18 protein-coding genes are annotated in these 23,097 nt (G+C 68.9%); 8 read left to right on the plus strand and 10 right to left on the minus strand.

The window, feature by feature from the left end; all coding sequences use genetic code 11:
• Nucleotides 1–57: 57 nt before the first annotated feature.
• Nucleotides 58–750: a ribose-5-phosphate isomerase RpiA gene (gene rpiA, locus IEX18_RS02535; protein WP_188657079.1), complete on the minus strand. Its 693-nt coding sequence runs from the start codon at nt 748–750 to the stop codon at nt 58–60.
• Nucleotides 751–924: 174 nt separating this feature from the next.
• Here rpiA and IEX18_RS02540 point away from each other — a divergent pair, with 174 nt between their 5' ends.
• The 3 genes from IEX18_RS02540 to IEX18_RS02550 are packed head-to-tail and all read left to right on the plus strand — an operon-like array spanning nt 925 to nt 7,013.
• Complete coding sequence (locus tag IEX18_RS02540; RefSeq protein WP_188657080.1) at nt 925–2,133, plus strand: efflux RND transporter periplasmic adaptor subunit; 1,209 nt, start codon at nt 925–927, stop codon at nt 2,131–2,133.
• Nucleotides 2,134–2,139: 6 nt separating this feature from the next.
• Nucleotides 2,140–5,406: an efflux RND transporter permease subunit gene (locus IEX18_RS02545; protein WP_188657081.1), complete on the plus strand. Its 3,267-nt coding sequence runs from the start codon at nt 2,140–2,142 to the stop codon at nt 5,404–5,406.
• Nucleotides 5,403–7,013: an efflux transporter outer membrane subunit gene (locus IEX18_RS02550; RefSeq protein ID WP_188657082.1), complete on the plus strand. Its 1,611-nt coding sequence runs from the start codon at nt 5,403–5,405 to the stop codon at nt 7,011–7,013. The genes IEX18_RS02545 and IEX18_RS02550 overlap by 4 nt, the downstream gene beginning before the upstream one ends.
• Before the next feature lie 236 nt (nt 7,014–7,249).
• Here the strand turns inward: IEX18_RS02550 and IEX18_RS02555 are convergent, their stop codons facing one another.
• Nucleotides 7,250–7,633 carry a phasin family protein gene (locus IEX18_RS02555; RefSeq protein ID WP_188657083.1) on the minus strand — a complete coding sequence of 128 codons (384 nt, stop codon included), beginning with the start codon at nt 7,631–7,633 and terminating at the stop codon, nt 7,250–7,252.
• A 195-nt stretch (nt 7,634–7,828) separates the two neighbouring features.
• Between IEX18_RS02555 and acnA the strand changes: the two genes are divergently transcribed.
• Complete coding sequence (acnA, locus tag IEX18_RS02560; RefSeq protein ID WP_188657084.1) at nt 7,829–10,516, plus strand: aconitate hydratase AcnA; 2,688 nt, start codon at nt 7,829–7,831, stop codon at nt 10,514–10,516.
• Nucleotides 10,517–10,758: 242 nt separating this feature from the next.
• Nucleotides 10,759–11,166 (plus strand): DUF2147 domain-containing protein, encoded by a 408-nt coding sequence (locus IEX18_RS02565; protein WP_188657085.1) that lies wholly within the window; start codon nt 10,759–10,761, stop codon nt 11,164–11,166.
• 16 nt (nt 11,167–11,182) lie between these two features.
• Here the strand turns inward: IEX18_RS02565 and IEX18_RS02570 are convergent, their stop codons facing one another.
• The 8 genes from IEX18_RS02570 to IEX18_RS02605 all read right to left on the minus strand — a co-directional run bounded on the left by IEX18_RS02570 (nt 11,183) and on the right by IEX18_RS02605 (nt 17,959).
• On the minus strand, nt 11,183–11,539 hold the full coding sequence (locus IEX18_RS02570; protein ID WP_188657086.1) for a HesB/IscA family protein: 357 nt from the start codon (nt 11,537–11,539) through the stop codon (nt 11,183–11,185).
• 178 nt (nt 11,540–11,717) lie between these two features.
• Complete coding sequence (locus IEX18_RS02575) at nt 11,718–12,185, minus strand: SUF system Fe-S cluster assembly protein (RefSeq protein ID WP_188657087.1); 468 nt, start codon at nt 12,183–12,185, stop codon at nt 11,718–11,720.
• A 13-nt stretch (nt 12,186–12,198) separates the two neighbouring features.
• Nucleotides 12,199–13,401, minus strand: coding sequence for an aminotransferase class V-fold PLP-dependent enzyme (locus IEX18_RS02580; protein WP_188657088.1), 1,203 nt, complete (start codon nt 13,399–13,401; stop codon nt 12,199–12,201).
• Between the two features lie 154 nt (nt 13,402–13,555).
• A complete protein-coding gene (locus IEX18_RS02585) occupies nt 13,556–14,629 on the minus strand; it encodes a SufD family Fe-S cluster assembly protein (protein ID WP_188657089.1) in 1,074 nt (357 codons plus the stop codon).
• Between the two features lie 151 nt (nt 14,630–14,780).
• Entirely contained in the window at nt 14,781–15,524 is a 744-nt protein-coding gene (sufC, locus tag IEX18_RS02590; protein ID WP_188657090.1) for a Fe-S cluster assembly ATPase SufC, read from the minus strand.
• Nucleotides 15,525–15,526: 2 nt separating this feature from the next.
• Complete coding sequence (locus IEX18_RS02595) at nt 15,527–15,934, minus strand: endonuclease domain-containing protein (protein WP_229664319.1); 408 nt, start codon at nt 15,932–15,934, stop codon at nt 15,527–15,529.
• Between the two features lie 71 nt (nt 15,935–16,005).
• The gene (gene sufB / locus IEX18_RS02600) at nt 16,006–17,493 is read right to left on the minus strand and encodes a Fe-S cluster assembly protein SufB (protein ID WP_188657091.1); all 1,488 of its coding nucleotides are present in this window, start codon (nt 17,491–17,493) and stop codon (nt 16,006–16,008) included.
• Between the two features lies 1 nt (nt 17,494).
• Nucleotides 17,495–17,959 carry an SUF system Fe-S cluster assembly regulator gene (locus IEX18_RS02605; RefSeq protein WP_188657092.1) on the minus strand — a complete coding sequence of 155 codons (465 nt, stop codon included), beginning with the start codon at nt 17,957–17,959 and terminating at the stop codon, nt 17,495–17,497.
• Between the two features lie 428 nt (nt 17,960–18,387).
• Between IEX18_RS02605 and IEX18_RS02610 the strand changes: the two genes are divergently transcribed.
• From IEX18_RS02610 to IEX18_RS02620, 3 genes are all read left to right on the plus strand, one after another.
• Nucleotides 18,388–19,416, plus strand: a complete 1,029-nt coding sequence (locus IEX18_RS02610; RefSeq protein WP_188657093.1) for a quinone-dependent dihydroorotate dehydrogenase — start codon at nt 18,388–18,390, stop codon at nt 19,414–19,416.
• A 40-nt stretch (nt 19,417–19,456) separates the two neighbouring features.
• The gene (gene ggt / locus IEX18_RS02615) at nt 19,457–21,202 is read left to right on the plus strand and encodes a gamma-glutamyltransferase (protein ID WP_188657094.1); all 1,746 of its coding nucleotides are present in this window, start codon (nt 19,457–19,459) and stop codon (nt 21,200–21,202) included.
• A gap of 82 nt (nt 21,203–21,284) precedes the next feature.
• Entirely contained in the window at nt 21,285–23,069 is a 1,785-nt protein-coding gene (locus tag IEX18_RS02620; RefSeq protein ID WP_188657095.1) for an AMP-dependent synthetase/ligase, read from the plus strand.
• Nucleotides 23,070–23,097 lie beyond the last annotated feature (28 nt).

Below are 23,097 nucleotides of genomic sequence, written 5' to 3' on the forward strand. Positions count from 1 at the left end.
AAAGGGCCTCGTGCTGGTCTACAGGGGAACGCGCGATCCGCGGCTCGGGTTTCGCCTTTAGTCGGACAACGGCCTGCGTTCCAGTCGCGTAACGACGCCGCGGCGCACGATATATGCGGCATCGACCTCGGTCAGGAACAATCCGTGCCCCAAGACGCCCGGCATCGTATCGAGGCGGGCGGCGAGACCCGCGGGATCGTCCAGCGCGACATGCCAGTCAATGACCAGATTGCCGTTGTCGGTGCGGTAAGGTGCGTCCCCGGTCATCCGCAACGCGCCCGAGTCGCCGAGCTGCGCGGCGACGCTTGCACGCGCGAAGGGCAGGATCTCGACGGGCACCGGGGCGCCGCCGATCGCCTCGACCCACTTCGATCCGTCCGCGATCACCACCATCCGTCGGCTGGCGGCGGCGACGATCTTTTCGCGCAGCATCGCACCGCCCGCCCCCTTGATCGCGAACAGCCGCGGATCGATCCGGTCGGCGCCGTCGATCGTCAGGTCGACCCGCGCGACATCGGCGAAGTCGTGCACCCGGATGCCGCCCGCCTCCGCCTGCGCCGCCGACGCGGCGGAGGTCGCGACCGCCTCGATCCGCAGGCCGGCCGCCACCCGCTCGATCAGCAGGCGGATGGCATGCGCCGCGGTGGAGCCGGTCCCCAGCCCCACCAGCATCCCCGGCTGCACCTCCGCCACGGCGGCGGCGGCGGCGGCGGCCTTGTCGGCATCGGCATCGGCATCCTGATCGGTCATGGCGGTTCCTGGTGCAAAATGTGGCGATGGCGACAAATTGTTACATCTGCGCCCTTGGCAACCAACATAGTCCTCGTGCATTCGCCCTGCATCGCCCGGGCTGTTCTGCCCGGCGCTTCGGCATGAAGGAAACGATCGCAATTGGCGCGAGGCAACCGACTCGGACGGCCGGCCATGGCCCTGATCGCGACGGCGCTGCTGGCGGGATGCGGCAGCGGCGGCGACAAAGCCCAGAAGGGTGATGCGAAGCGCGGCGGCGGCGGCCCGCCCCAGGTGGGTTATGTCGTCGTCCAGCCGACCAGCGCGGCACTGGTCACCGAGCTCGCCGCGCGCGTCACGGCGTTCGAAAGCTCCGACGTGCGACCGCAGGTGACGGGTATCATCCGCCGCCGCTTCTTTACCGAGGGGGCGGTCGTCCGCCGCGGCCAGCCGCTCTACGAGATCGATCCGCGCCTCTATCGCGCCGCCGCCAACCAGGCCTCCGCCAACGTCGCCAGCGCGCAGGCGCAGGCAGAAGCGGCGCGGATCCTCGCCGACCGCTACCGCCCGCTCGCCCAGATCGAGGCGATCTCGAAGCAGGATTATACCAACGCCGTGGCGCAGGCGCGGCAGGCCAATGCCGCAGTCGCCCAGACCCGCGCCGCGCTGGAGACGGCGCGGATCAACCTGCGCTTCACCACCGTGCCCGCGCCGATCACCGGCCGCATCGGCCGGTCGCTCTTCACCGTCGGCGCGCTCGTCTCGGCGACGCAGACCGATCCGCTCGCGCAGATCCAGCGGCTCGACCCGATCTTCGTCGACATCCAGCAGTCGGCCGCCGACCTCCTGTCGCTGCGCCGCTCGCTCGCCAGCGGCGGGGTCGTGCCCGCCACCGCGCGCGTCCGGCTGAAGCTCGAGGACGGCAGCGACTATGGCCAGACCGGTTCGGTCGAGTTCGCCGAGACGATCGTCAATCAGGAAACCGGCACCGTCACGCTGCGGGCGCGCTTCCCCAATCCGCAGGGGCTGCTGCTACCGGGCATGTTCGTCCGCGCCAGCTTCGCCCAGGCGATCGATACGTCCGCCTATCTCGTCCCGCAACAGGCCGTCTCGCGCGATCCGAAGGGCAATGCGACGGTGATGGTCGTGGGCGCCGACAACAAGGTCCGCCAGCAGACCGTCACCGCCGAGCGGACGCAGGGCCGCTACTGGGTGGTCACCAACGGCCTGAAGACGGGCGACAAGGTCGTGACGCAGGGGCTCAACGCGCAGCTGCGCCCCGGTACTGCGGTCCGCCCCGTCCCCGCCACCGCGCCGCAGCAGGTCGCCCCGCCTAAGCAGGGCGAGCAGCCGCAGGGCCAGGGCAAGGCCGGCGGCACCGGCAACGGCGGCGGGGCGCGCTGACACCCGATGCTCAGCCGCATCTTCATCGACCGTCCCATCTTCGCATGGGTGCTCGCGATCATCGTGATGATGGCGGGCGCCGGCGCGATCATGGGACTGCCGATCGCTCAATATCCCGACGTCGCGCCGCCGCAGGTCTCGGTGCGCGCCACCTTCCCCGGCGCCTCGGCCCAGACGCTCCAGAATTCGGTCACCCAGGTGATCGAGCAGCAGCTGACCGGCATCGACGGGCTGCTCTATTTCAGCTCCTCCTCGTCCAGCCGCGGGCAGGTGACGATCACCGCCACCTTCGACAAGGGCACCGATCCCGACATCGCGCAGGTGCAGGTACAGAATCAGGTCCAGCAGGCGGTCGCGCGCCTGCCGCAGCAGGTACAGCAGCAGGGCCTCGTCGTCCGCAAGTCGAACCCCGACTTCCTGCTGATCGCCGGCGTCTATGACGAGACCGACCAACGCACCAACCAGGACGTCAGCGACTTCCTCGTCTCCAACCTCCAGGATCCGCTCGGCCGCGTGCCGGGGGTGGGCGACACCAACGTCTTCGGCTCGCAATATGCGATGCGCATCTGGCTCAATCCGGAGCGGCTGGCGAGCTATTCGCTGATCCCGTCGGACATCACCGCCGCGATCCAGGCACAGAATACCGAGGTCGCGGCGGGCGAGGTCGGCGGGCTTCCGTCCGCGCCCGACCAGATGCTCAACGCGACCGTGACCGCCCAGTCGCGCCTCCAGACGCCCGAGCAGTTCCGCCAGATCATCGTCAAGACGCTCCCCTCGGGCGCGACGGTGCGCCTCTCCGACGTGGGGCGCATCGAACTGGGCGCGGAGAGCTACGCCTCGGTCAGCCGGATCAACCGCCACCCCGGCGCAGGTATCGCCGTGCTGCTCGCCCCCGGCGCGGACGCGCTCAAGACCGCCGAGCTGGTCAAGGCCGAGATCAGCCGCGTCTCCAAGGGATTTCCGGCGGGCCTGAAGGTCGCCTATGCCAACGACACCACCGCCTTTATCGAGCTGTCGATCGAGGAAGTGGTCAAGACGCTGATCGAGGCGGTGATCCTCGTCGTCATCGTCATGTTCGTCTTCCTGCAAAGCTGGCGCGCCACGCTGATCCCGACGATCGCGGTGCCGGTGGTGCTGCTCGGCACCTTTGCGGTCTTCTACCTCGCCGGCTTCTCGATCAACACGCTGACCCTGTTCGGACTCGTCCTCGCCATCGGCCTGCTCGTCGACGACGCGATCGTCGTCGTCGAGAATGTCGAGCGATTGATGGAAGAGAATCCCGACATGTCGCCGCGCGACGCGACGATCGAGTCGATGAAGGAGATCAGCGTCGCGTTGATCGCCATCGCGCTCGTCCTGTCGGCGGTGTTCCTGCCGATGGCGTTCTTCGGCGGGTCGACCGGCGTCATCTATCGCCAGTTCTCGATCACCATCGTCTCGGCGATGGTGCTGTCGGTGCTGGTCGCGCTGATCCTTTCCCCCGCCCTCACCGCCTCGCTCCTCAAGCAGAAGGCCAGGGAGGCGGAGGAAGGTGCGTGGCTGAAGCGCCGCTTTCCGCGCGTCGCCGGCTGGGGGACGAAGTCCGCCGACTGGTTCAACCGCACCTTCGATCGCGGCGTCGAGCGCTACGTCGCCGGCGTCAAGTACACGGTGGCGCGCAAATGGCTCTTTCTGATCATCTATGCCGGGCTCGTCGCGCTGCTCGCGGTGCTGTTCCTGCGCCTGCCCACCGGCTTCCTGCCGACCGAGGACCAGGGTTCCGCGCTGGTCCAGTTCCGCCTGCCCGCCGGCGCGACGCAGAACCGCACGCTCGAGGTCCAGCGTCAGGTCGAAAGCTATTTCGCGCAATATGAAGGCAAGAATGTCGGGGTGATGTTCACCGTCGCCGGCGGTGGCGGCGGCGGCGCGAGCGGCCAGAATACTGGTCAGGGCTTCCTGAATTTCGTCGACTGGGCCGATCGCAAGGGCAAGGAAAACACCGCCGACGCGATCACCCAGCGCGCCTCTGGCGCGTTCCGCGGGCTGCGCGACGCCCAGGTCTTCGCGCTCGTCCCGCCGGCGATCCGCGGCCTCGGCCAGTCCGACGGCTTCACCATGGAGCTGCAGAATACCGGCGGGCTGACGCAGGAGCAGTTCGATGCAGCGCGCGACAAGCTGCTGGCGCTCGCCAATGCCGACTCGATGCTGTCTTCGGTCCGCCTGACCGAGCTCCCGGACATCGCCACGCTCCAGGTCGATATGGACCAGCAGAAGCTGGCCGCGCTGGGCCTGACCCAGACCACCGTCAATTCGACGCTGACGACCGCCTGGGGCGGGCAATATGTCAACGACTTTATCGACCGCGGCCGCGTCAAGCGCGTCTACGTCCAGGGCGACGCGCCCTATCGCTCGGCGCCGGACGATCTGAAGCAGTGGTTCGTGCGGGGTTCGAACGGCCAGATGGCGCCCTTCTCCTCCTTCGCGACGATCGACTGGGGGACGGCGCCGACCACCCTGTCGCGCTTCAACGGCATCCCGTCCTTCGAATTCCAGGGCTCCGCCGCGCCCGGCTACAGCTCGGGCGACGCGATGGCGCGGATCGCGGAACTCGCCGCGCAGATTCCCGGCACCTCGGTCGCCTGGGCGGGCCTCTCCTATCAGGAGCGGCTGTCCTCGGGCCAGGCGCCGATCCTCTACGGCCTGTCGATCGTCGTCGTCTTCCTGTGCCTCGCCGCCCTCTATGAAAGTTGGTCGATTCCGTTCGCGGTGCTGCTCATCATCCCGCTCGGGCTGATCGGCGCGATCGCCTTCGTCACGCTGCGCGGGCTGACCAACGACGTCTATCTCCAGATCGGCCTGCTCACGACCATGGGGCTGGCGGCGAAGAACGCGATCCTGATGATCGAGTTCGCCGAACAGGCGGAGCGTAAGGGCGCCCGGGTTATCGATGCGGCGCTGGAGGCGGCCAAGATCCGTCTCCGGCCGATCCTGATGACCAGCTTCGCCTTCATCTTCGGCGTGCTGCCGCTCGCCATCTCGACCGGCGCGGGCGCCAACAGCCGCATCGCGATCGGCACGGCGGTGATCGGCGGCATGCTGTCGGCGACCTTCCTCGCCATCTTCTACATCCCGCTCTTCTTCGTCCTCGTCCGCCGCGGCGTCCGCGACGGCCTCGCCAAGCTGCGTGGCCGCCCCACCGGCCATCGCGGCGGCGGCCATGGCCACGACGAGGACGGCGAACCTTATGGCCCGCCCGAGCCGCAGGGCCCGCACCAGCCGGAGGGTGCACGATGAGCCGCCGCTCCACGGCCAGCCTGCTCGCCCTGGCGACCGCGCTGTCCGCCTGTTCGCTCGCGCCCAAATATGTCCGGCCGGAAGCGCCCGTGCCGCCGTCCTGGCCGATCGGCGACGCCTATCTCCGCCAGTCGGAGGCGGCGCTGCCGGCCATCACCTATCCGTCGGTGTTCACCGACGTCCGGCTCCAGCGGTTGATCGCGCAGGCCCTGGTCAACAATCGCGACCTGCGCATCGCCGCCGCCAATATCGAGACGGCGCGCGGCCAGTATCGCATCCAGCGCGCCAGCCTGCTGCCGCAGGTCGACGCCACCGGCCGCTATTCGCGCTCGGGCGGCGGTTCGGGCGCGACGACGATCGCCGGCACGGGCACGGGCAGCGGCGGCACGGGTACCGGCGGCACCGGGACCGGCGGCACCGGGACGGGCACCGGAACCGGTGATACCGGAACCGGAACCGGAACCGGTACCGGCAATGGCGGGACCGGCACGATCGTCACCTCCGGCAGCGGCCGCAGCGCCTGGTCGGCGCAGATCGGCGTCACCGCCTTCGAACTCGACCTGTTCGGTCGTATCCGCAGCCTGTCGCGCGCCGCGCTGGACCGGTATTTCTCCACCGAGGCCGCCGCGCGCGCCACCCGGCTGACGCTGGTCGGCGACATCGCCGATGCCTGGCTCGCCTATGCGGCGGACCAGTCGCTGCTCAAGATCGCGCAGGATACCGCCGTCTCGGCGCGCCGGTCGGTCCAGCTCACCCGCGCACGCGTGGAGGGCGGCATCGCGCCGCGCACCGACGTCGCCCAGGCCGAGCAGATCCTGGCGACCGCCGAAGCCGATCTGGCGGAGCAGCGCACCGCCGTCGCGCAGGACGTCAACGCGCTCCAGCTGCTCGTCGGCGCCCCGATCGATCCGGCCTTGCTGCCCGACACGATCGACCGCGCCGCGGCGACGGTGGTCGAGCTGCCTGCGGGTCTCGACTCGGGCATCCTGTTGCGACGGCCGGACGTGGTCCAGGCCGAATATGAACTCCGCGCCGCCAACGCCCAGATCGGCGCGGCGCGCGCGGCGCTGTTCCCGCGGATCTCGCTCACCGGGCTGGTCGGCTTCGCCTCGACCGCGCTCACCTCGCTCTTCAGCAGCGATGCCTTCAGCTACTCGGTCGCGCCGTCCGTATCCTATTCGATCTTCCGCGGCGGCGCCGGCATCGCCAACGTGCAGGTCAGCGAGGCGCAGCGCGACCTGGCGCTGGCTACCTACGAACGCGCGATCCAGAGCGCCTTTCGCGAGACCGCCGACGCCCTGGCGCGTCAGGGCACGATCGCGGACCAGCTCGCCGCCAATCGGCGCTTCGCCACCGCTGCGGCCGATACGCTCCGCCTGACCGACGCCGCCTATCGCGGCGGCATCACGCCCTTCCTCAACACGCTCGACGCCCAGCGCCAGCTCTACAGCGCCCAGCGCAACTATGTCGCAACCCAGCTCGTTGCGGCGAGCAACCGCGTGACGTTGTACCGGGTGGTGGGGGGCGACTCCTCGCTGGAGGCGACGGCGCAGGGGCCGAAGCCGGTCTATCCGAACGGCGCGCCCCGGGTCGAGGCGGAGCAATAGACCCGATCGATCCGAACTGAACCGAACGTCATCCTAACGAAAGCTGGGATTTCCCGTTGCTGGCTCGAGACATAAGCCGCGAGAGGCCCCAGCCTGCGCTGGGGCGACGTTTGATACAGGCGGCTTTCCTCCGACCGTTCGTGCTGAGCGCAGTCGAAGCACAGGTGAGTCGCACGCCCGTCGACTGCGCTCAGGGCGAACGGGAAGCTGGAGGGCGTTTTTCGCCCCCCCTCACCTCAACCCTGCGCATCCTTGATCGGCGTCACCACGTCGCGCCCGAACTGGACGATCATCTCGCCGATCTCGCGGGCCTGCGCCATCGAGCGGCTGCCCTGTTCGCGCAGGAAGTCGCCCTGGATCCGCATCACGTCCGACAGGTCCTTGGCCTGGGCCGCGGCGCGCATCGCGGCGAAGGCCTGCTGCGTATTCTCCTCCGCCTGTTCGATCATGCGCAGCCCGATCGCCGAGCCGCCTTCTGCCATCTTCTGGCCGGACTGCTGCATCGCCTCGCCCGCGCGGCGTGCAGGATCGGCGAAGCCCTGTTCGAAGCCGCGCTGGGCCTGATCGGCGGCCTGCTTCATCTGCTCGGCGCCCGCGCCGGTCGTCGTATCGTCCGCCATCTGCTGTCTCCAAGGGATGATCTTACCAGCGCAACGTCGGCCGCGGCATTGCGATCCATTCTCATGGCTTGGAGCGGTTCCCTTCCCCCGCGACCACTGCTATCGCGCCCCCATTCAGACCTCCCCGACGTCTTCGCGGCCCCGCGGCCCTGCCGCCCCTGACGAGCCCGATGGCGCAACAGGCAAAGGATGCACATGACCGCCATCGGCCAGGACACGCTCAAGACCCGCTCGACCCTCACCGCCGGCGGCAAGACCTACGACTATTTCAGCCTCGCGAAGGCGGCGGAAAAGTACGGCGACATCAGCCGCCTGCCCTTCTCGATGAAGGTGCTGCTCGAGAACATGCTCCGCTTCGAGGACGGCGTGACCGTGACCGAGGCGGACGTGCAGGCGATCATCGACTGGCAGAAGGACGCGCGCTCGAACCGCGAGATCCAGTATCGCCCGGCCCGCGTGCTGATGCAGGATTTCACCGGTGTCCCTTGCGTGGTCGACCTTGCCGCGATGCGCGACGCGATCACCAAGCTCGGCGGCGACGCGGCCAAGATCAATCCGCAGGTCCCCGTCCACCTCGTCATCGACCATTCGGTCATGGTCGACGAGTTCGGCACGCCCAAGGCGTTCGAGGACAATGTCGACCTGGAATATCAGCGCAACGGCGAGCGCTACGAGTTCCTGAAATGGGGATCGAAGGCGCTCGACAATTTCCAGGTCGTGCCGCCGGGCACCGGCATCTGCCACCAGGTCAATCTGGAATATGTCAGTCAGGCGATCTGGTCCTCGGCCGAGACGGGCGAGCATGCGCAGGGCTCGGCCACGATCGCCTATCCCGACACGCTGGTCGGCACCGACAGCCACACCACCATGGTCAACGGCCTGGGCGTGCTCGGCTGGGGCGTCGGCGGGATCGAGGCGGAGGCGGCGATGCTCGGCCAGCCCGTCTCGATGCTGATCCCCGAGGTCGTCGGCTTCAAGCTGACCGGCGCCCTGCAGGAGGGGATCACCGCGACCGACCTCGTCCTCACCGTCACCCAGATGCTGCGCAAGAAGGGCGTGGTCGGCCGCTTTGTCGAGTTCTACGGCCCCGGCCTCGCCTCGATGACCCTCGCGGACCGCGCGACGATCGCCAACATGGCGCCCGAATATGGCGCGACCTGCGGCTTCTTCCCGATTGACGAGCGCACCATCGACTATATGCGCCTGACCGCCCGGTCGGAGGAGAATATCGCGCTGGTCGAGGCCTATGCGAAGGCGAACGGCTTCTGGCGCGACCAGGATGCGCCCGACCCGATCTTCACCGACACGCTCGAGCTCGACATGGCGACCGTCACCGCCTCGCTCGCCGGCCCGAAGCGCCCGCAGGACCGCGTGTCGCTCGGCAAGGTCGACGAGGTGTTCAACGGCGACCTCCTCAAGGTCTACAGCAAGGAGCAGGCGCAGCGCGTGCCGGTCGCGGAGCGCGGCCATGACATCGGCGACGGCGACGTGGTGATCGCCGCGATCACCAGCTGCACCAATACCTCCAACCCCTCGGTCCTGGTCGCCGCCGGCCTCGTCGCCCGCAAGGCGCGCGAGAAGGGCCTGAAGCCGAAGCCCTGGGTGAAGACCTCGCTCGCCCCCGGATCGCAGGTGGTCACCGACTATCTGAACAAGGCCGGACTGACCGCAGACCTCGACGCTATGGGCTTCAACCTCGTCGGCTATGGCTGCACGACCTGCATCGGCAATTCGGGTCCGCTGCCCGGCCCGATCTCGACCGCGATCAACGAGAACGACATCGTCGCCGCCTCGGTCCTGTCGGGCAACCGCAACTTCGAGGGCCGCGTGTCGCCCGACGTGCGCGCCAACTTCCTCGCCAGCCCGCCGCTGGTCGTCGCCTATGCGCTGAAGGGCACGGTGACCGAGGACATGCACGAAACGCCGCTCGGCCAGGGCAGCGACGGGCAGGACGTGTATCTGAAGGACGTGTGGCCGTCGAACGACGAGGTCGTGTCGCTGATGAACGCGAACATCGACGACGAGATGTTCCGCAGCCGCTACGGCAACGTCTATCAGGGCGACGCCAAATGGTCGGGCATCAACGTCACCGGCTCGGCGACCTATAGCTGGCCTGCCGCTTCGACCTATGTCGCCAACCCGCCCTATTTCGAGGGGCTGGAGATGACCCCGGCGCCGGTGACCGACATCATCGAGGCGAAGCCGCTGGCGATCCTCGGCGACTCGATCACCACCGACCACATCTCGCCAGCCGGCTCGATCAAGGCGGACAGCCCCGCGGGCCGCTATTTGCAGGAGCATCAGGTCAGCCGCGCCGACTTCAACAGCTATGGCGCGCGCCGCGGCAACCACGAAGTCATGATGCGCGGCACCTTCGCCAATATCCGCATCAAGAACGAGATGGTGCCGGGCGTCGAGGGCGGGATGACCCGCTATGACGGCGAGGTCATGGCGATCTACGACGCGGCGATGCGCCACAAGGCCGACGGCACCCCGCTCGTCGTCGTCGCGGGCAAGGAGTACGGCACCGGCTCGTCGCGCGACTGGGCGGCGAAGGGCACCAACCTGCTGGGCGTGCGCGCGGTGATCGCCGAAAGCTTCGAGCGCATCCACCGCTCGAACCTCGTCGGCATGGGTGTCCTCCCGCTTCAGTTCGCCGAGGGCGTGACCCGCGAGACGCTGGGGCTGACCGGGGACGAGACCTTCACCATCGACAATGTCGCCGGCCTGCGCCCGCGCCAGGAGGTCGGGGTCACCCTGAAGCGCGCGAACGGCTCGACCGAGACCTTCGCCACCCGCTGCCGGATCGATACCGTCAACGAGCTGGATTACTTCCTCAACGGCGGCATCCTCCAGTACGTGCTGCGCAAGCTGGCGGCGTGATCGCAGCGGCGCCGTGGCCGGATACGGCTGCGGCGCCGCTGAACGTGCGGCCGGGTGGCCTTAAACCTTCCGTTCGTGCTGAGCTTGTCGAAGCACTGCCTTTCTTGCCACGGACGGAGCGCCAAAGAGCAAAGCTCAGGGCGAACGGTGAAGAATGGCAAGTCTGTCTCGCCCGCTCTCCCACCGCCATCATCGAGCCACATATCACCGCCATCATCCGCCCCGCTAATCCGGGAGTTCCGATGCGTATCTGGCCGATCCTGATCCTCGCCGCCCTGCCTGCCGCCGCACTGGCAGCCCCCGCCCCGGTCACCGGCCGCTGGCTGACCGCGGAAGGAAAGGCACTGGTCGAGGTCGCGCCCTGCGGCAGGGCGCTATGCGGGCGGATCACCAGGGTGCTCAAGCCTCGCCCCGGCGGCCCGGCGGTCGATGCGAACAATCCCGATGCTTCGCTGCGCACCCGCCCGATCGAGGGCATCACCATCCTGTCGGACTTCGCGCCCGCAGGAGATCGGTGGAAAGGCCGGATCTACGATCCGGAGTCCGGCCGCACCTACCGCTCCGAGCTGGTCGCGGACGGCAATCTGCTCAAGGTGAAGGGCTGCTGGGGGCCTTTCTGCCGCAGCCAGGAATGGAACCGGGCGCGCTGAGCCGCCCGACCCTCGGTCAGACGGTGAAGCTCTCGCCGCAGCCGCACGCGCCCTTCGCATTGGGATTGTCGAACACGAAGCCCGCGGTGAAATCGTCCTCCACCCACTTCATCGTCGATCCGACCAGATAGAGGATCGACCCGCCGTCGACGAACAGCGTGCCGCCGGGCGTCTCGATCCGTTCGTCGAAGGGCTTGGCCTCGGTCACGTAATCGACCGAATAGGCGAGCCCCGAACAGCCGCGGCGAGGCGTCGACAGCTTCACACCGATCGCCCCCTCGGGCGCGCGCGCCATCAGGTCGGCGATCCGCGCTTCCGCAGTCGGGGTGAGGTGGAGCGCCGCAGGGCGCTGGCGCAGGGTCGTGGTCGTCATCGTTCCTTCCTTCCTCCCCGGCCGGGGAGCAGCCGTCGCAGCTACACTTCAATCCACCGACGCCGAACCGGACGTCATCCCAGCGAAGGCTGGGATCTCGTTGTGAGAACGTCCGGCAGAAGCCGCATGAGGCCCCAGCCTGCGCTGAGGCGACGGTTCTGGCTGGAACGTTCGACGCTTACAGCATTCCCAGTTCCAGCTTCGCCTCGTCCGACATCTTCTGCGGATCCCATGGCGGATCCCAGACCAGATTGACCTCCGCCGTCGCGATCCCCGGCACTGCCGCGACGCGCAGCTCCACCTCGCCCGGCATCGACTCGGCGACCGGGCAATGCGGCGTCGTCAGCGTCATCGTCACCGCCGCATGGCCGCCCTCGGCGATCTCGACGCCATAGATCAGCCCCAGATCGTAGATATTGACCGGGATCTCGGGATCGAAAATATCCTTGAGCGCGTCGATCACGCCCTCGTACAGCGCCCCTCCCGGCACCGTCGGATCGTCGCCGCGCGGCTTTTCTGCCAGGAAGCCCGACAGATAGTCGCGCTCCCGCGCCGGCGCCGATGCGGCGGCCGCCGGCGCATCCTCGACCCGCGCCTTGGGCGGCGGGGTGACGCCGTCCACCTCTTCCACCTCGAAGCTGCTCATCCGACCATCCCGTTCATCCGAAAATCCGCGTCACACGCTCGACGCCCTTCACCAGCGCGGCGACGTCCTCGGGCCCGTTATAGACGCCGAAACTCGCCCGCGCCGTCGCCGGAAGGCCCAGTGCGTCCATCAGCGGCTGCGCGCAATGATGGCCGGCCCGGATCGCCACCCGGCTCTCGTCCAAGATGGTGCCGATATCGTGCGGATGCACCCCCTCGATCGCGAAACTGACGATCCCGGCGGAGTCGTCGGGCCCGAACAGCCGCACGCTGTTGATCGCGCCCAGCCCCTCGCGGGCCTGCGCCACCAGCGCGCTCTCGTGCGCATGGATCGTCGGAAGGCCGATCGCGTCGACATAGTCGATCGCCGCGTGCAGCCCGAGCGCGCCGACGATATGCGGCGTCCCCGCCTCGAACCGGCCGGGCGGCGGGGCGTAGGTCGTCTTCTCGAAGGTGACGCGATCGATCATCGCCCCGCCACCCTGCCACGGCGGCATCGCATCGAGCAGCTCGGGCCGCCCCCACAGCACACCGATCCCGGTCGGGCCATAAAGCTTGTGACCGGAAAAGACGTAGAAATCCGCGCCCATAGCAGCGACGTCGACCGGCAGCCGCGGCACCGCCTGACAGCCATCGACCAAGAGCTTCGCGCCCACGCGATGCGCCAGCGCCGCCGCCGCCGGCACGTCGAGGATCGAGCCGAGCACGTTCGACACATGCGCCAGCGCCACCAGCTTGTGGCGCTCGGTCAGCATCGCCGCCATCGCGTCGAGGTCGATCCGCCCGTCCGCGGTCAGCGGCGCGACATCGATCGCCGCGCCGGTCCGCTCGGCGACCATCTGCCAAGGCACGATATTGCTGTGATGCTCCAGCAGCGACAGCATGATCCGGTCGCCCGGCTTCAGCACCGTCCCCGCCCAGCATTGCGCGACGAGGTTGATCCCCTCGGTCGCACCACGCACGAACACTATCTCGTCCGGCGAGCCCGCGCCGATGAACCGCGCCACCCGCGCCCGCGCCGCCTCATAGGCCAGCGTCATGTCCGCCGAGCGCTGGTACACGCCGCGATGTACGGTGGCATAGGTCTCGCCATAGGCCCGCGCGATCGCGTCGACCACGACCTGCGGCTTCTGCGCGGTGGCGGCGGTGTCGAGATAGGCCCAGCCCGCCGGGATGGCGGGGAAGTCGGCTAGAGTGTCGAGCGGCCGCGTCGCCATCACAGCTCCTCCCCGCTCGCGGGGAGGGGGACCGCCAGCCGCAGGCTGGTGGTGGAGGGGGAGTGCCCCGCAGCACAGCGCGTGCGGAGGCCCCCCTCCACCATGTTCCGCATGGTCCCCCGCCCCGTCCCGGGGAGGATCTGAAAAGCCAGCATCACAACACCCGCTCCAGCCACGCATCCGCATCCGCCGCAAAGGCTTCGCGGACCGTCTCGTTGCCGATCCGGTCCAGCGCATCCGCCACGAACGCCCGCGTCAGGATCGCCTGCGCCCGTCCGCGGGGGATGCCGCGGCTCTGCATGTAGAACAGCGCCCGCTGGTCGAGCTCGCCCACGGTCGCGCCATGCGCGCACTTCACGTCGTCGGCGAAGATCTCGAGCTCGGGCTTGAGGTTCACGGTCGCGGTCCGCTGGAGCAGCAGCCCGCGGAGCGACTGCTCGCCATCGGTCTTCTGCGCATGCCGCGCCACCTCGACCCGCGCCGCGAGGCTGGCGGTGGAGCGGTCCGCGGCCACCGCGCGCCACAGCTGGTGCGATTGGCCATTGGGCTCGGCATGGCGCACCGCGACCGCGCATTCCTGCCGCTGCTCGCCCGCGGTCAGCAGCGCGCCGCCGAACTCCGCGAAGGCGCCCTCGCCCGCGACCAGCGTCGCATCGATGCGCGACCCTGCTGCCCCCGCGCCGAGGAAGGTGGTGACGAGGCTCGCGCCTGTCCCCAGATGCGCTTCCTCGCGCAGCGACACGAAGCCGCCGTCCTGCACCAGCCTTACGGCACGCATCAGCCGCGCCGCCCTGCCCAGCCTCACGCGCAGGAAACGGTTCGACCAGCCCGCCCCGGCATAGGTCTCCACGACCTGCGCCGCGGCATCCTCGGCCAGCACGATCTCGGCGGGCAGATGGTTCGCCCCGCCGCTCGCCAGATGCACGACCTGCACCGGATGCGCGACTGCATCCTCCGCCAGATGGAGCATCCAGCCCGGCCCTGCCGCCTGCCGCCCGAGCGGATGATCGCTTGCCGGGACGGGGGCGAGCGTCACGCGATGCAGATCGCTGGCGTCGCGATCGACCACCCCGTCGCGCACCACGATCCGCGCGCCCGGCAGATCGAGGAACAGCGCCGCCGGATCGACCGGAGCCCCCGCCGGCATGGCCGCCGCCGCCGCGATGCCCTCCGGGTCGGACCAGCGCCACCCTTCCTCGCGGGTCGAAGGCAGTTCGAGGACGGACATCAGATCCTCCCCATCGCAGATGGGGAGAGGGACCGCCGCGCGGCGGTGGTGGAGGGGCCGGCGAAGCCGGTGCTGCGCACCGCCCCTCCACCACTCGCTGCGCGAGCGGTCCGCCTCCCCGCGCGTTGCGCAGGGAGGATTTTCCCGGCCATCACGCCGCCACTCCCGCATAGCCCTCACGCTCGAGCTCCAGCGCCAGTTCCGCCCCGCCCGAACGGACGATGCGGCCGTCGGCCAGCACATGGACGAAGTCCGGCTTCACGTAATCGAGAAGACGCTGGTAATGGGTGATCAGCAGCACCGCCTTGTCGGGCTTGCGCATGATCCGGTTGATCCCGTCGCCGACGATCCGCAGCGCATCGATGTCGAGGCCCGAGTCGGTCTCGTCGAGGATCGCGAACTTGGGGTCGACGATGCCCATCTGCACCATCTCGTTGCGCTTCTTCTCGCCGCCCGAAAAGCCGACATTGACCGGCCGCTTCAGCATGTCCTGGTCGAGCCCAAGCGCGTCCGCCTGCGCGCGCGCCAGCTTCAGGAACTCGCCGCCGGACAGCGGCGCCTCGCCGCGCCCCGCCCGCTGCGCATTGAGCGCCTCGCGCAGGAACTGGACGTTGCTGACGCCGGGGATCTCGACCGGATACTGGAAGCCAAGGAACACGCCCGCCGCCGCGCGCTCATGCGGTTCCAGCGCCAGCAGGTCGACCCCGTCGAACGTCACCGATCCCTCGGTCACGTCGTACCCCGGCCGCCCGCCAAGGACGTAGCCCAGCGTCGACTTGCCTGCACCGTTCGGCCCCATGATCGCGTGGATCTCGCCCGCTTTCACGGAGAGCGAAAGGCCCTTGAGGATTTCCTTGCCGTCGATCTCGGCGTGGAGGTTTTCGATTCGAAGCATATTCATCCTTCAAGCCCCTCCCCTTCAGGGGAGGGGTTGGGGTGGGGCGCCCACCGCAGGGGCGACGATTGGAGTTCGCCGAGAAGACGGATCAGCACGCCCTCTACGTTCTGCATGATATCCGTATTGGTGAAGCGGATGGTGCGATAGCCAAGTTCAGAAAGGCGTACATCGCGGCGAACGTCGGTTCCCGCGTCGCCATGCGTATGCCCGTCGACCTCGACGATCAACCGTGCCGCAGGGCACAGCAAGTCCGCGACATTGGATCCGATCGCGGCCTGCCGCCGGAACTTGAAACCGCCAAGCTGTGATCGGGAGAGATGCGCCCACAGGCACTTCTCAGGCTCGGTCGGGTTGCGGCGCATTGCCGAGGCAAAATTCTGAACACGGACGATGGCGTTCGCGGACACGCCCCACCCCTTACCCCTCCCCTGAAGGGGAGGGGAATTGAGCCGACGTGCTTCATCGAACGGCGTCAAGGTCACCCGACCGACCCCTCAAGACTGATCCCCAGCAGCTTCTGCGCCTCGACCGCGAATTCCATCGGCAGCTGCTGCAGCACCTCACGCGCGAAGCCGTTGACGATCAGCCTCACCGCCGCTTCCTGATCCAGCCCGCGGCTCATCGCGTAGAACAGCTGGTCCTCGCTGATCTTGCTGGTCGTCGCCTCATGCTCGATCTGCGCCGATGGGTTGCGCACCTCGATATAGGGCACGGTATGCGCCCCGCACTGGTCTCCGAGCAGCAGCGAGTCGCACTGGGTGAAGTTGCGCACCCCTTCCGCGGTCGGCGCCACGCGCACCAGACCCCGATAGGTATTGTCCGAACGCCCGGCGCTGATCCCCTTCGACACAATCGTCGAGCGGGTGTTCTTGCCCAGATGGATCATCTTGGTGCCGGTATCCGCCTGCTGGCGGTTGTTGGTCACCGCGACCGAGTAGAACTCGCCGACCGATTCGTCGCCCGCCAGCACACACGACGGATATTTCCACGTGATCGCGCTGCCCGTCTCGACCTGGGTCCAGCTGACCTTGCTGTTCCGGCCCTGACACAGCGCGCGCTTGGTGACGAAGTTGTAGATGCCGCCGACGCCGTTCTCGTCGCCCGGATACCAGTTCTGGACGGTCGAATATTTAATCTCGGCATCGTCCAGCGCGACCAGCTCGACCACCGCGGCATGGAGCTGGTTCTCGTCCCGCATCGGCGCCGTGCAGCCTTCAAGATAGGATACGTACGCGCCCTTGTCGGCGACGATCAGCGTTCGCTCGAACTGCCCCGTATTCTCCGCATTGATGCGGAAATAGGTGGACAGCTCCATCGGGCAGCGCACACCCTCGGGCACATAGACGAAGGTGCCGTCGGAAAAGACCGCGCTGTTGAGCGTCGCGAAGTAGTTGTCGCGCTGGGGCACCACCTTGCCGAGCCACTTGCGGACGAGCTCGGGATATTCGCGCACCGCCTCGCTGATCGACAGGAAGATCACGCCCGCCCGCTTCAGCTCCTCGCGGAAGGTGGTCGCGACCGAGACGCTGTCGAACACCGCATCCACCGCCACCCGGCGCGGCGGCGTGGCGCCCGCCTCTGCATCGGGAGCGACATTGGCGAGCAGCTTCTGCTCCTCGATCGGGATGCCCAGCTTCTCATAGGTGCGCCGGATCTCGGGATCGAGCTCGTCGAGCGAGGCGATCGTCGCCTTCGCCTTGGGCTCGGCGTAATAATAGGCGTCCTGATAGTCGATCGGCGGCACGTTCAGCTTCGCCCAGTCCGGCGCCTCCAGCGTCTGCCACAGGCGGAACGCCTTCAGCCGCCAGTCGAGCATCCACTCCGGCTCACCCTTCTTGGCGCTGATGTAGCGGACGGTGTCCTCGCTCAGCCCCTTGGGCGCGAAGTCCTGCTCGATGTCGGTGGCGAAGCCCCACTCGTACTTCTTCGATACGGCCGCATGGGCCTCTGCGTTCTTGGTCGCCATGTCAGTTACCTGCTGCCGCGGCCAATGCCGGGGCCCTGGGGGAATCGGAAGAAGGAGCGGGAACGGAAGAGAGCCGCGCCAGCGACACGCCCGCCAACGCGTCGCGGATCGCGTCGTTGACCAGCCGCCAGTGCGGCTTGACCGAACAGCGCGCATCGATCGTGCAGTCGTGCGTCGCGCCCTCGATGCAGGCGGTCAGCGCGATCGGCCCCTCCACCGCCTCGACAATGTCGGCAAGGCTGATCGCCGAAGGCGGCCGCGCCAGCCGGAACCCGCCGCCGGTCCCGCGCGCACTTTCCAGCAGCCCCGCCGCGGCCAGCCGGCTGACCAGCTTCTGCGCGGTCGGCAGCGGCACGCCCGTCTCCTCCGCCAGCACGGTCGCGTTCAGCCGCGCCACACCGCCGCAATGGCGCGCGGCGGCGGCCATCAGCACGACCGCATAGTCAGCAAGGGAGGACAGGCGCATGAGCTAATCGGACCATTTAGTTCCGATTGGCCAGATGGTGCAGCGCGGTGGGGTAATCAACCACTATCTTTGCAAACGACTCGCACCGTGGGGCCGGGTGCGGGGCGGTAGCGCGGGGTCGCGGAGTCGCGGACTTGGGTCGCGCAGAGGCGCGGAGGTCGCGGAGGTGACGCACGCAAACTCCCAACTTCGTCGCCCCGGCGAAGGCCGGGGCCCAGTTGGGGGACGCGAGTGAATTCCACAAACCTCTACCCAACTGGGTCCCGGCTTCTGCCGGGGTGACGCGTTGGGTTGGAACGACCTGGACTCACCACATCCTCCTCTGCGCTCTCCGCGCCTCCGCGCGAACCATCCCTCCTCCGCGTCTCCGCGCCTCCGCGCGAGCACGCATCTTCTTCTCGCCCCCCGCCTGTGCCAAGAGCGCGGGCATGGCCTGGTATCACCCCGCCCTCTTCGCCCTCGACGCCGAGCGCGCGCACGCTCTCACCGTGAAGATGCTCGCCGCCTGGGGCAGGATCGGCACGCCGTTGGGGCAAGGCCCAGCGAATTTCCCCCGCCTCGCCACCCGCGTCGCCGGCATCGACTTCGCCAACCCGCTCGGCCTCGCCGCGGGAGCCGACAAGAATGGCGAGGCGATCGCCGGTTTCTTCGGCCTCGGCTTCGGCGCGGTGGAGATCGGCACGCTGACCCCCCGTCCCCAGCCCGGCAATCCCACGCCGCGCCTGTTCCGCCTGCCCGCCGACCGGGCCGTGGTGAACCGCTACGGCTTCAACAATCAGGGCCTCGCCGCCGGCCTCGCCCGCATACCCGTGAGGCGCGCCGGCGTCCTCGGGATCAATGTCGGCGCCAACAAGGACTCGACCGACCGCATCACCGACTATGCCGACAGCGTCGCCGCCGCCGCGCCGCGTGCGGATTACGTCACGATCAACATCTCCTCCCCTAACACCCCCGGCCTGCGCGACCTGCAGAGCGGCCATGCGCTGCGCGACCTGCTCGTCGCCTGCGCCGCCGCCCGCGGCACGACGCCCCTGTTCCTCAAGGTCGCCCCCGACCTCGAACCCGCGCAGATCGACGAGATCGCCGCTGCCGCCATTGCCAACCGGGTCGACGCGATCATCATCGGCAACACCACCATCACGCGCCCGAGCCTCGCCTCGCCGGCCGGGGCGGAAACCGGCGGCCTGTCCGGCGCGCCGCTCGCCCCCCTCGCCCGCCAGCGACTGAAGGACTTCCGCCACGCCACCGGCGGCGCAATCCCGCTGGTCGCGGCCGGCGGCATCGGCGATGCGGCGGAGGCGCTGGCGCGGATCAAGGCGGGGGCCAGCCTGATCCAGATCTACACCGCCCTGATCTATGACGGGCCGGGCCTGCCGGGCCGCATCCTGCGCGACCTCGACGCGCTGCTGGCCCGCGAGGGCTTCGCCTCGGTGGCGGAGGCGGTCGGCACCGGCTGACGGGTTGCCGCCGGGGCGAATGGCGCTACGGTCCCCCGCCATGAAGACGCCTGCGCTCGCGCTCGCCGCCCCGCTCCTCGCCCTCCTCGCCGCACCCGCCGTCGCGCGCGCGCCGGCTTCTCCGCCGCAGGGCATGGTCAGCGCCGCCGACCCGCGCGCTGTCGCCGCCGGGGTGGAGATCCTGCGCGCGGGCGGCAGCGCCACCGACGCCGCCATCGCCACCATGCTCGCGCTCGGCGTGGTCGAGCCGCAGAGCAGCGGCCTGGGCGGCGGCAGCTTCTGGGTCAGCCATCGCGCCGGCAGCCGCACGCCCACCACGATCGACGCACGCGAGACCGCGCCCGCCGCCGCCGACGCCCGCTGGTTCTACGGGCCGGACGGGCAGCCGCTCAGCCATGCCGAGGCCGTGCCGGGCGGGCGCAGCGTCGGCGTGCCCGGCGCGATCCGCGGCATGGCGCTGGCGCACCGCCAGTCCGGCAAGCTCCCCTGGGCCAGATTGTTCGCCCCCGCGATCCGGCTCGCGCGGCAGGGCTTCACCGCCTCGCCGCGCTACGTCAACGCGGTCGCCAGCTTCGGCGGCCACCTGACCCCCGCCGCCCGCGCTCTGTTCCTCCGTTCCGATGGCCAGCCCTATGCGGAAGGGGAAACGGTGCGGAACCCCGATCAGGCCGCGCTGCTCGAACGGCTCGCGCGGCTCGGCCCCGACAGCTTCTATGTCGGCCCGCAGGCGGCGAAGCTCGTCACCACCGTCGACACCGCCGCCCGCAACCCCTCGCGCATGACCGCGGGCGACCTCGCCAGCTACGACGCCAAGCCGCGCCCGACGATCTGCACCAGCTATCGCAGCTATCGCATCTGCGGCATGGGCCCGCCCTCTTCGGGCGGGATCACGGTGATGATGATCCTGAAGCAGATCGAACGCTTCGACATGGCCGCTCTCGGCAAGGACAATCCCACCGGCTGGCACCTGTTCGCGGAGAGCAGCCGCCTCGCCTATGCCGATCGCGACCTCTATGTCGGCGACCCGGATTTCGTCTCGGTCCCGGTCGCGGGGTTGCTCGATCCGACGTATCTCGCCTCCCGCTCCGCGCTGATCGCGCCCGACCGGACGATGGCGAGCGTCACCGCCGGCACCCCGCCCGGCGCGCCGAAGCGCACCCCCGCCCCGGTCAGCGAGATCGCCGGCACCACCGATCTCGTCGCCGCCGATGCGCGCGGCAATGTCGTGGAGGTGACAACCACGGTGGAGGGGCCGTTCGGATCGGGGCTGGTGATGGACGGCATCGTCCTCAACAACCAGCTCACCGATTTCGACATCGTGCCCGCCAAGGCCGGCTATCTCGTCGCCAACAGGGTCGAGGGCGGCAAGCGGCCGCGCAGCTCGATGTCGCCGACGATCGTCTACAATCCCGACGGCAGCGTCCGCCTCGCGCTCGGCGCGGCCGGCGGCTCCACGATCATCGCGCAGGTCGCCAAGGCGATCGTCGGCGTGCTCGACTGGAAGCTGACCGCGCAGGATGCGATCGGGCTCGGCCTCGTCTACGCGCCCGGCCGCGTGGCGACTCTCGAACGCGGCACCGCGGTCGAGGCGATGGCGCCGGCGCTGACGGCCTTGGGCGAGCCGGTGACCGTGGCGCCGCTCGGGCTCAAGGCCAATGCCATCGAGCGCGTCGCCGGCAAGTGGGTCGGGGCCGCCGATCCGCGCAGCGAGGGCGTCGCCATGGGTCAGGACGGCTCGGTGACGCAGATCGAGCGTTTCCGCGAGCGCAACCGGCCGTCAGAATAGGCGGGGCGCCGCCGGCGGATCGACGCGGCCGGAACGGGCGATACAATCGACGGCGCCGCCCACGGCGCGTGAAGGAGAGGCGATGCGCACGCTCGAACATTTCCCCAATCTGGTCACCATGTTCTTCACCCGCGCGCGCGAGAAGGGCGACGCTCCTTTCCTCTGGGCGAAGCGCGACGGGGCATGGCAGGCGACCAGCTGGGCGGAGGCCGCGCGGCAGGTCGCCAGCCTCGCCGCCGGCCTGCGGGCGGTGGGGATGAAGCGCGGCGACCGGGTGATGCTGGTGTCGGAAAACCGGCCCGAATGGTGCATCAGCGATCTTGCGATCATGGCTGCGGGCTGCGTGACGGTGCCGACCTATGTCACCAATACCGAGCGCGATCACCTCCACATTCTCGAAAACAGTGGCGCCTGCGGAATCATCGTCTCCTCGGCCAAGCTCGCCAAGGTGCTGATGCCCGCCGTCCTTCACTCCAATCAGGGCCAGACGGTGATCGGCATCGACGAGATGCGCGCACCCACCGCGGGGCTCGACTTCCATCGCTGGCAGGACCTGATCGACCGCCACCCGACCCCGCCGGAGACGATCGCCGCAGAGGCGAACTTCCGCCGCGAGGACCTGGCCTGCATCATCTACACCAGCGGCACCGGCGGCGCGCCGCGCGGGGTGATGCAGCATCACGGCGCCATCCTGCACAACGTCAATGGCTGCTGCACCGTCATTTCCGAGGATTTCGGCTGGGACGACGAGGTCTTCCTCTCCTTCCTCCCCCTGTCCCACGCCTATGAGCATACCGGCGGCCAGCATTTCCCGATCGGTCTCGGCGGCCAGATCTATTATGCCGAGGGGCTGGAGAAGCTCGCCGCCAATATCGAGGAGGTGCGCCCGACCATCATGGTCGTTGTCCCCCGCCTGTTCGAGGTGCTGCGCACCCGCATCAGCAAGACGATCGACAAGCAGGGCGGCCTCGCCGCGACCCTCATGGCGCAGGCGTTGCGCGTCGGGGCGCGCCACTATGACGGCAATCTCCGCCTGATCGACCGGCCTGCCCAGCTGCTGGTCAACACGCTGTTCAAGCCGAAGATCGGCAGGAAGTTCGGCGGTCGGCTGAAGGCAATGGTCTCGGGCGGCGCGCCGCTCAACCCGGAGATCGGCATCTTCTTCCAGTCGCTCGGCCTCACCTTCCTCCAGGGCTATGGCCAGACCGAGGCGGCGCCCGTCATCTCCTGCAACCGCCCTTCCGCCGGCCTGAAGATGGACACGGTCGGTCCGCCGCTGGCGAATACGGAGGTGCGGATCGCCGACGATGGCGAGATCCTGGTGCGCGGCGAGCTCGTGATGCACGGCTATTGGCGCAACGAGGCGGAGACGGCGCGCGTCCTGAAGGACGGCTGGCTCCACACCGGCGATATCGGCGAGATCGATCCGGCCGGCCGCATCCGCATCACCGACCGCAAGAAGGACCTGATCATCAACGACAAGGGCGACAATGTCGCGCCCCAGAAGATCGAGGGGATGCTCACCCTCCAGCCGGAGATCGGACAGGCGATGCTGTTCGGCGACCGCAAGCCCTATATGGTCGCGCTTCTCGTTCCCGATGCCGACTGGACGCAGGAATGGTGCGCCCGGGGCGGCGGCCGCTGCGACTTCGCCCGATTGGCCGAGAATGCCGACTATCGCGCCGCGCTGATGGCCGCGGTGGAGCGCGTCAATCGCGACCTCTCGGTCACCGAACGCATCCGCCGCTTCATCCTCGCCGACGAGCCCTTCGCGATCGAGAACGAACAGCTGACGCCGAGTCTGAAGATCCGCCGGCACGTGATCCGCGGGGTGTATGGCGAGCGGCTGGATGCGCTGTATCGGTGACGGCGGCTGCGATGGTAGCGAACGCCCA

The sequence above is a fragment of the Sphingomonas metalli genome (assembly GCF_014641735.1).
GTDB classification, from domain to species: Bacteria; Pseudomonadota; Alphaproteobacteria; order Sphingomonadales; family Sphingomonadaceae; genus Sphingomonas; species Sphingomonas metalli.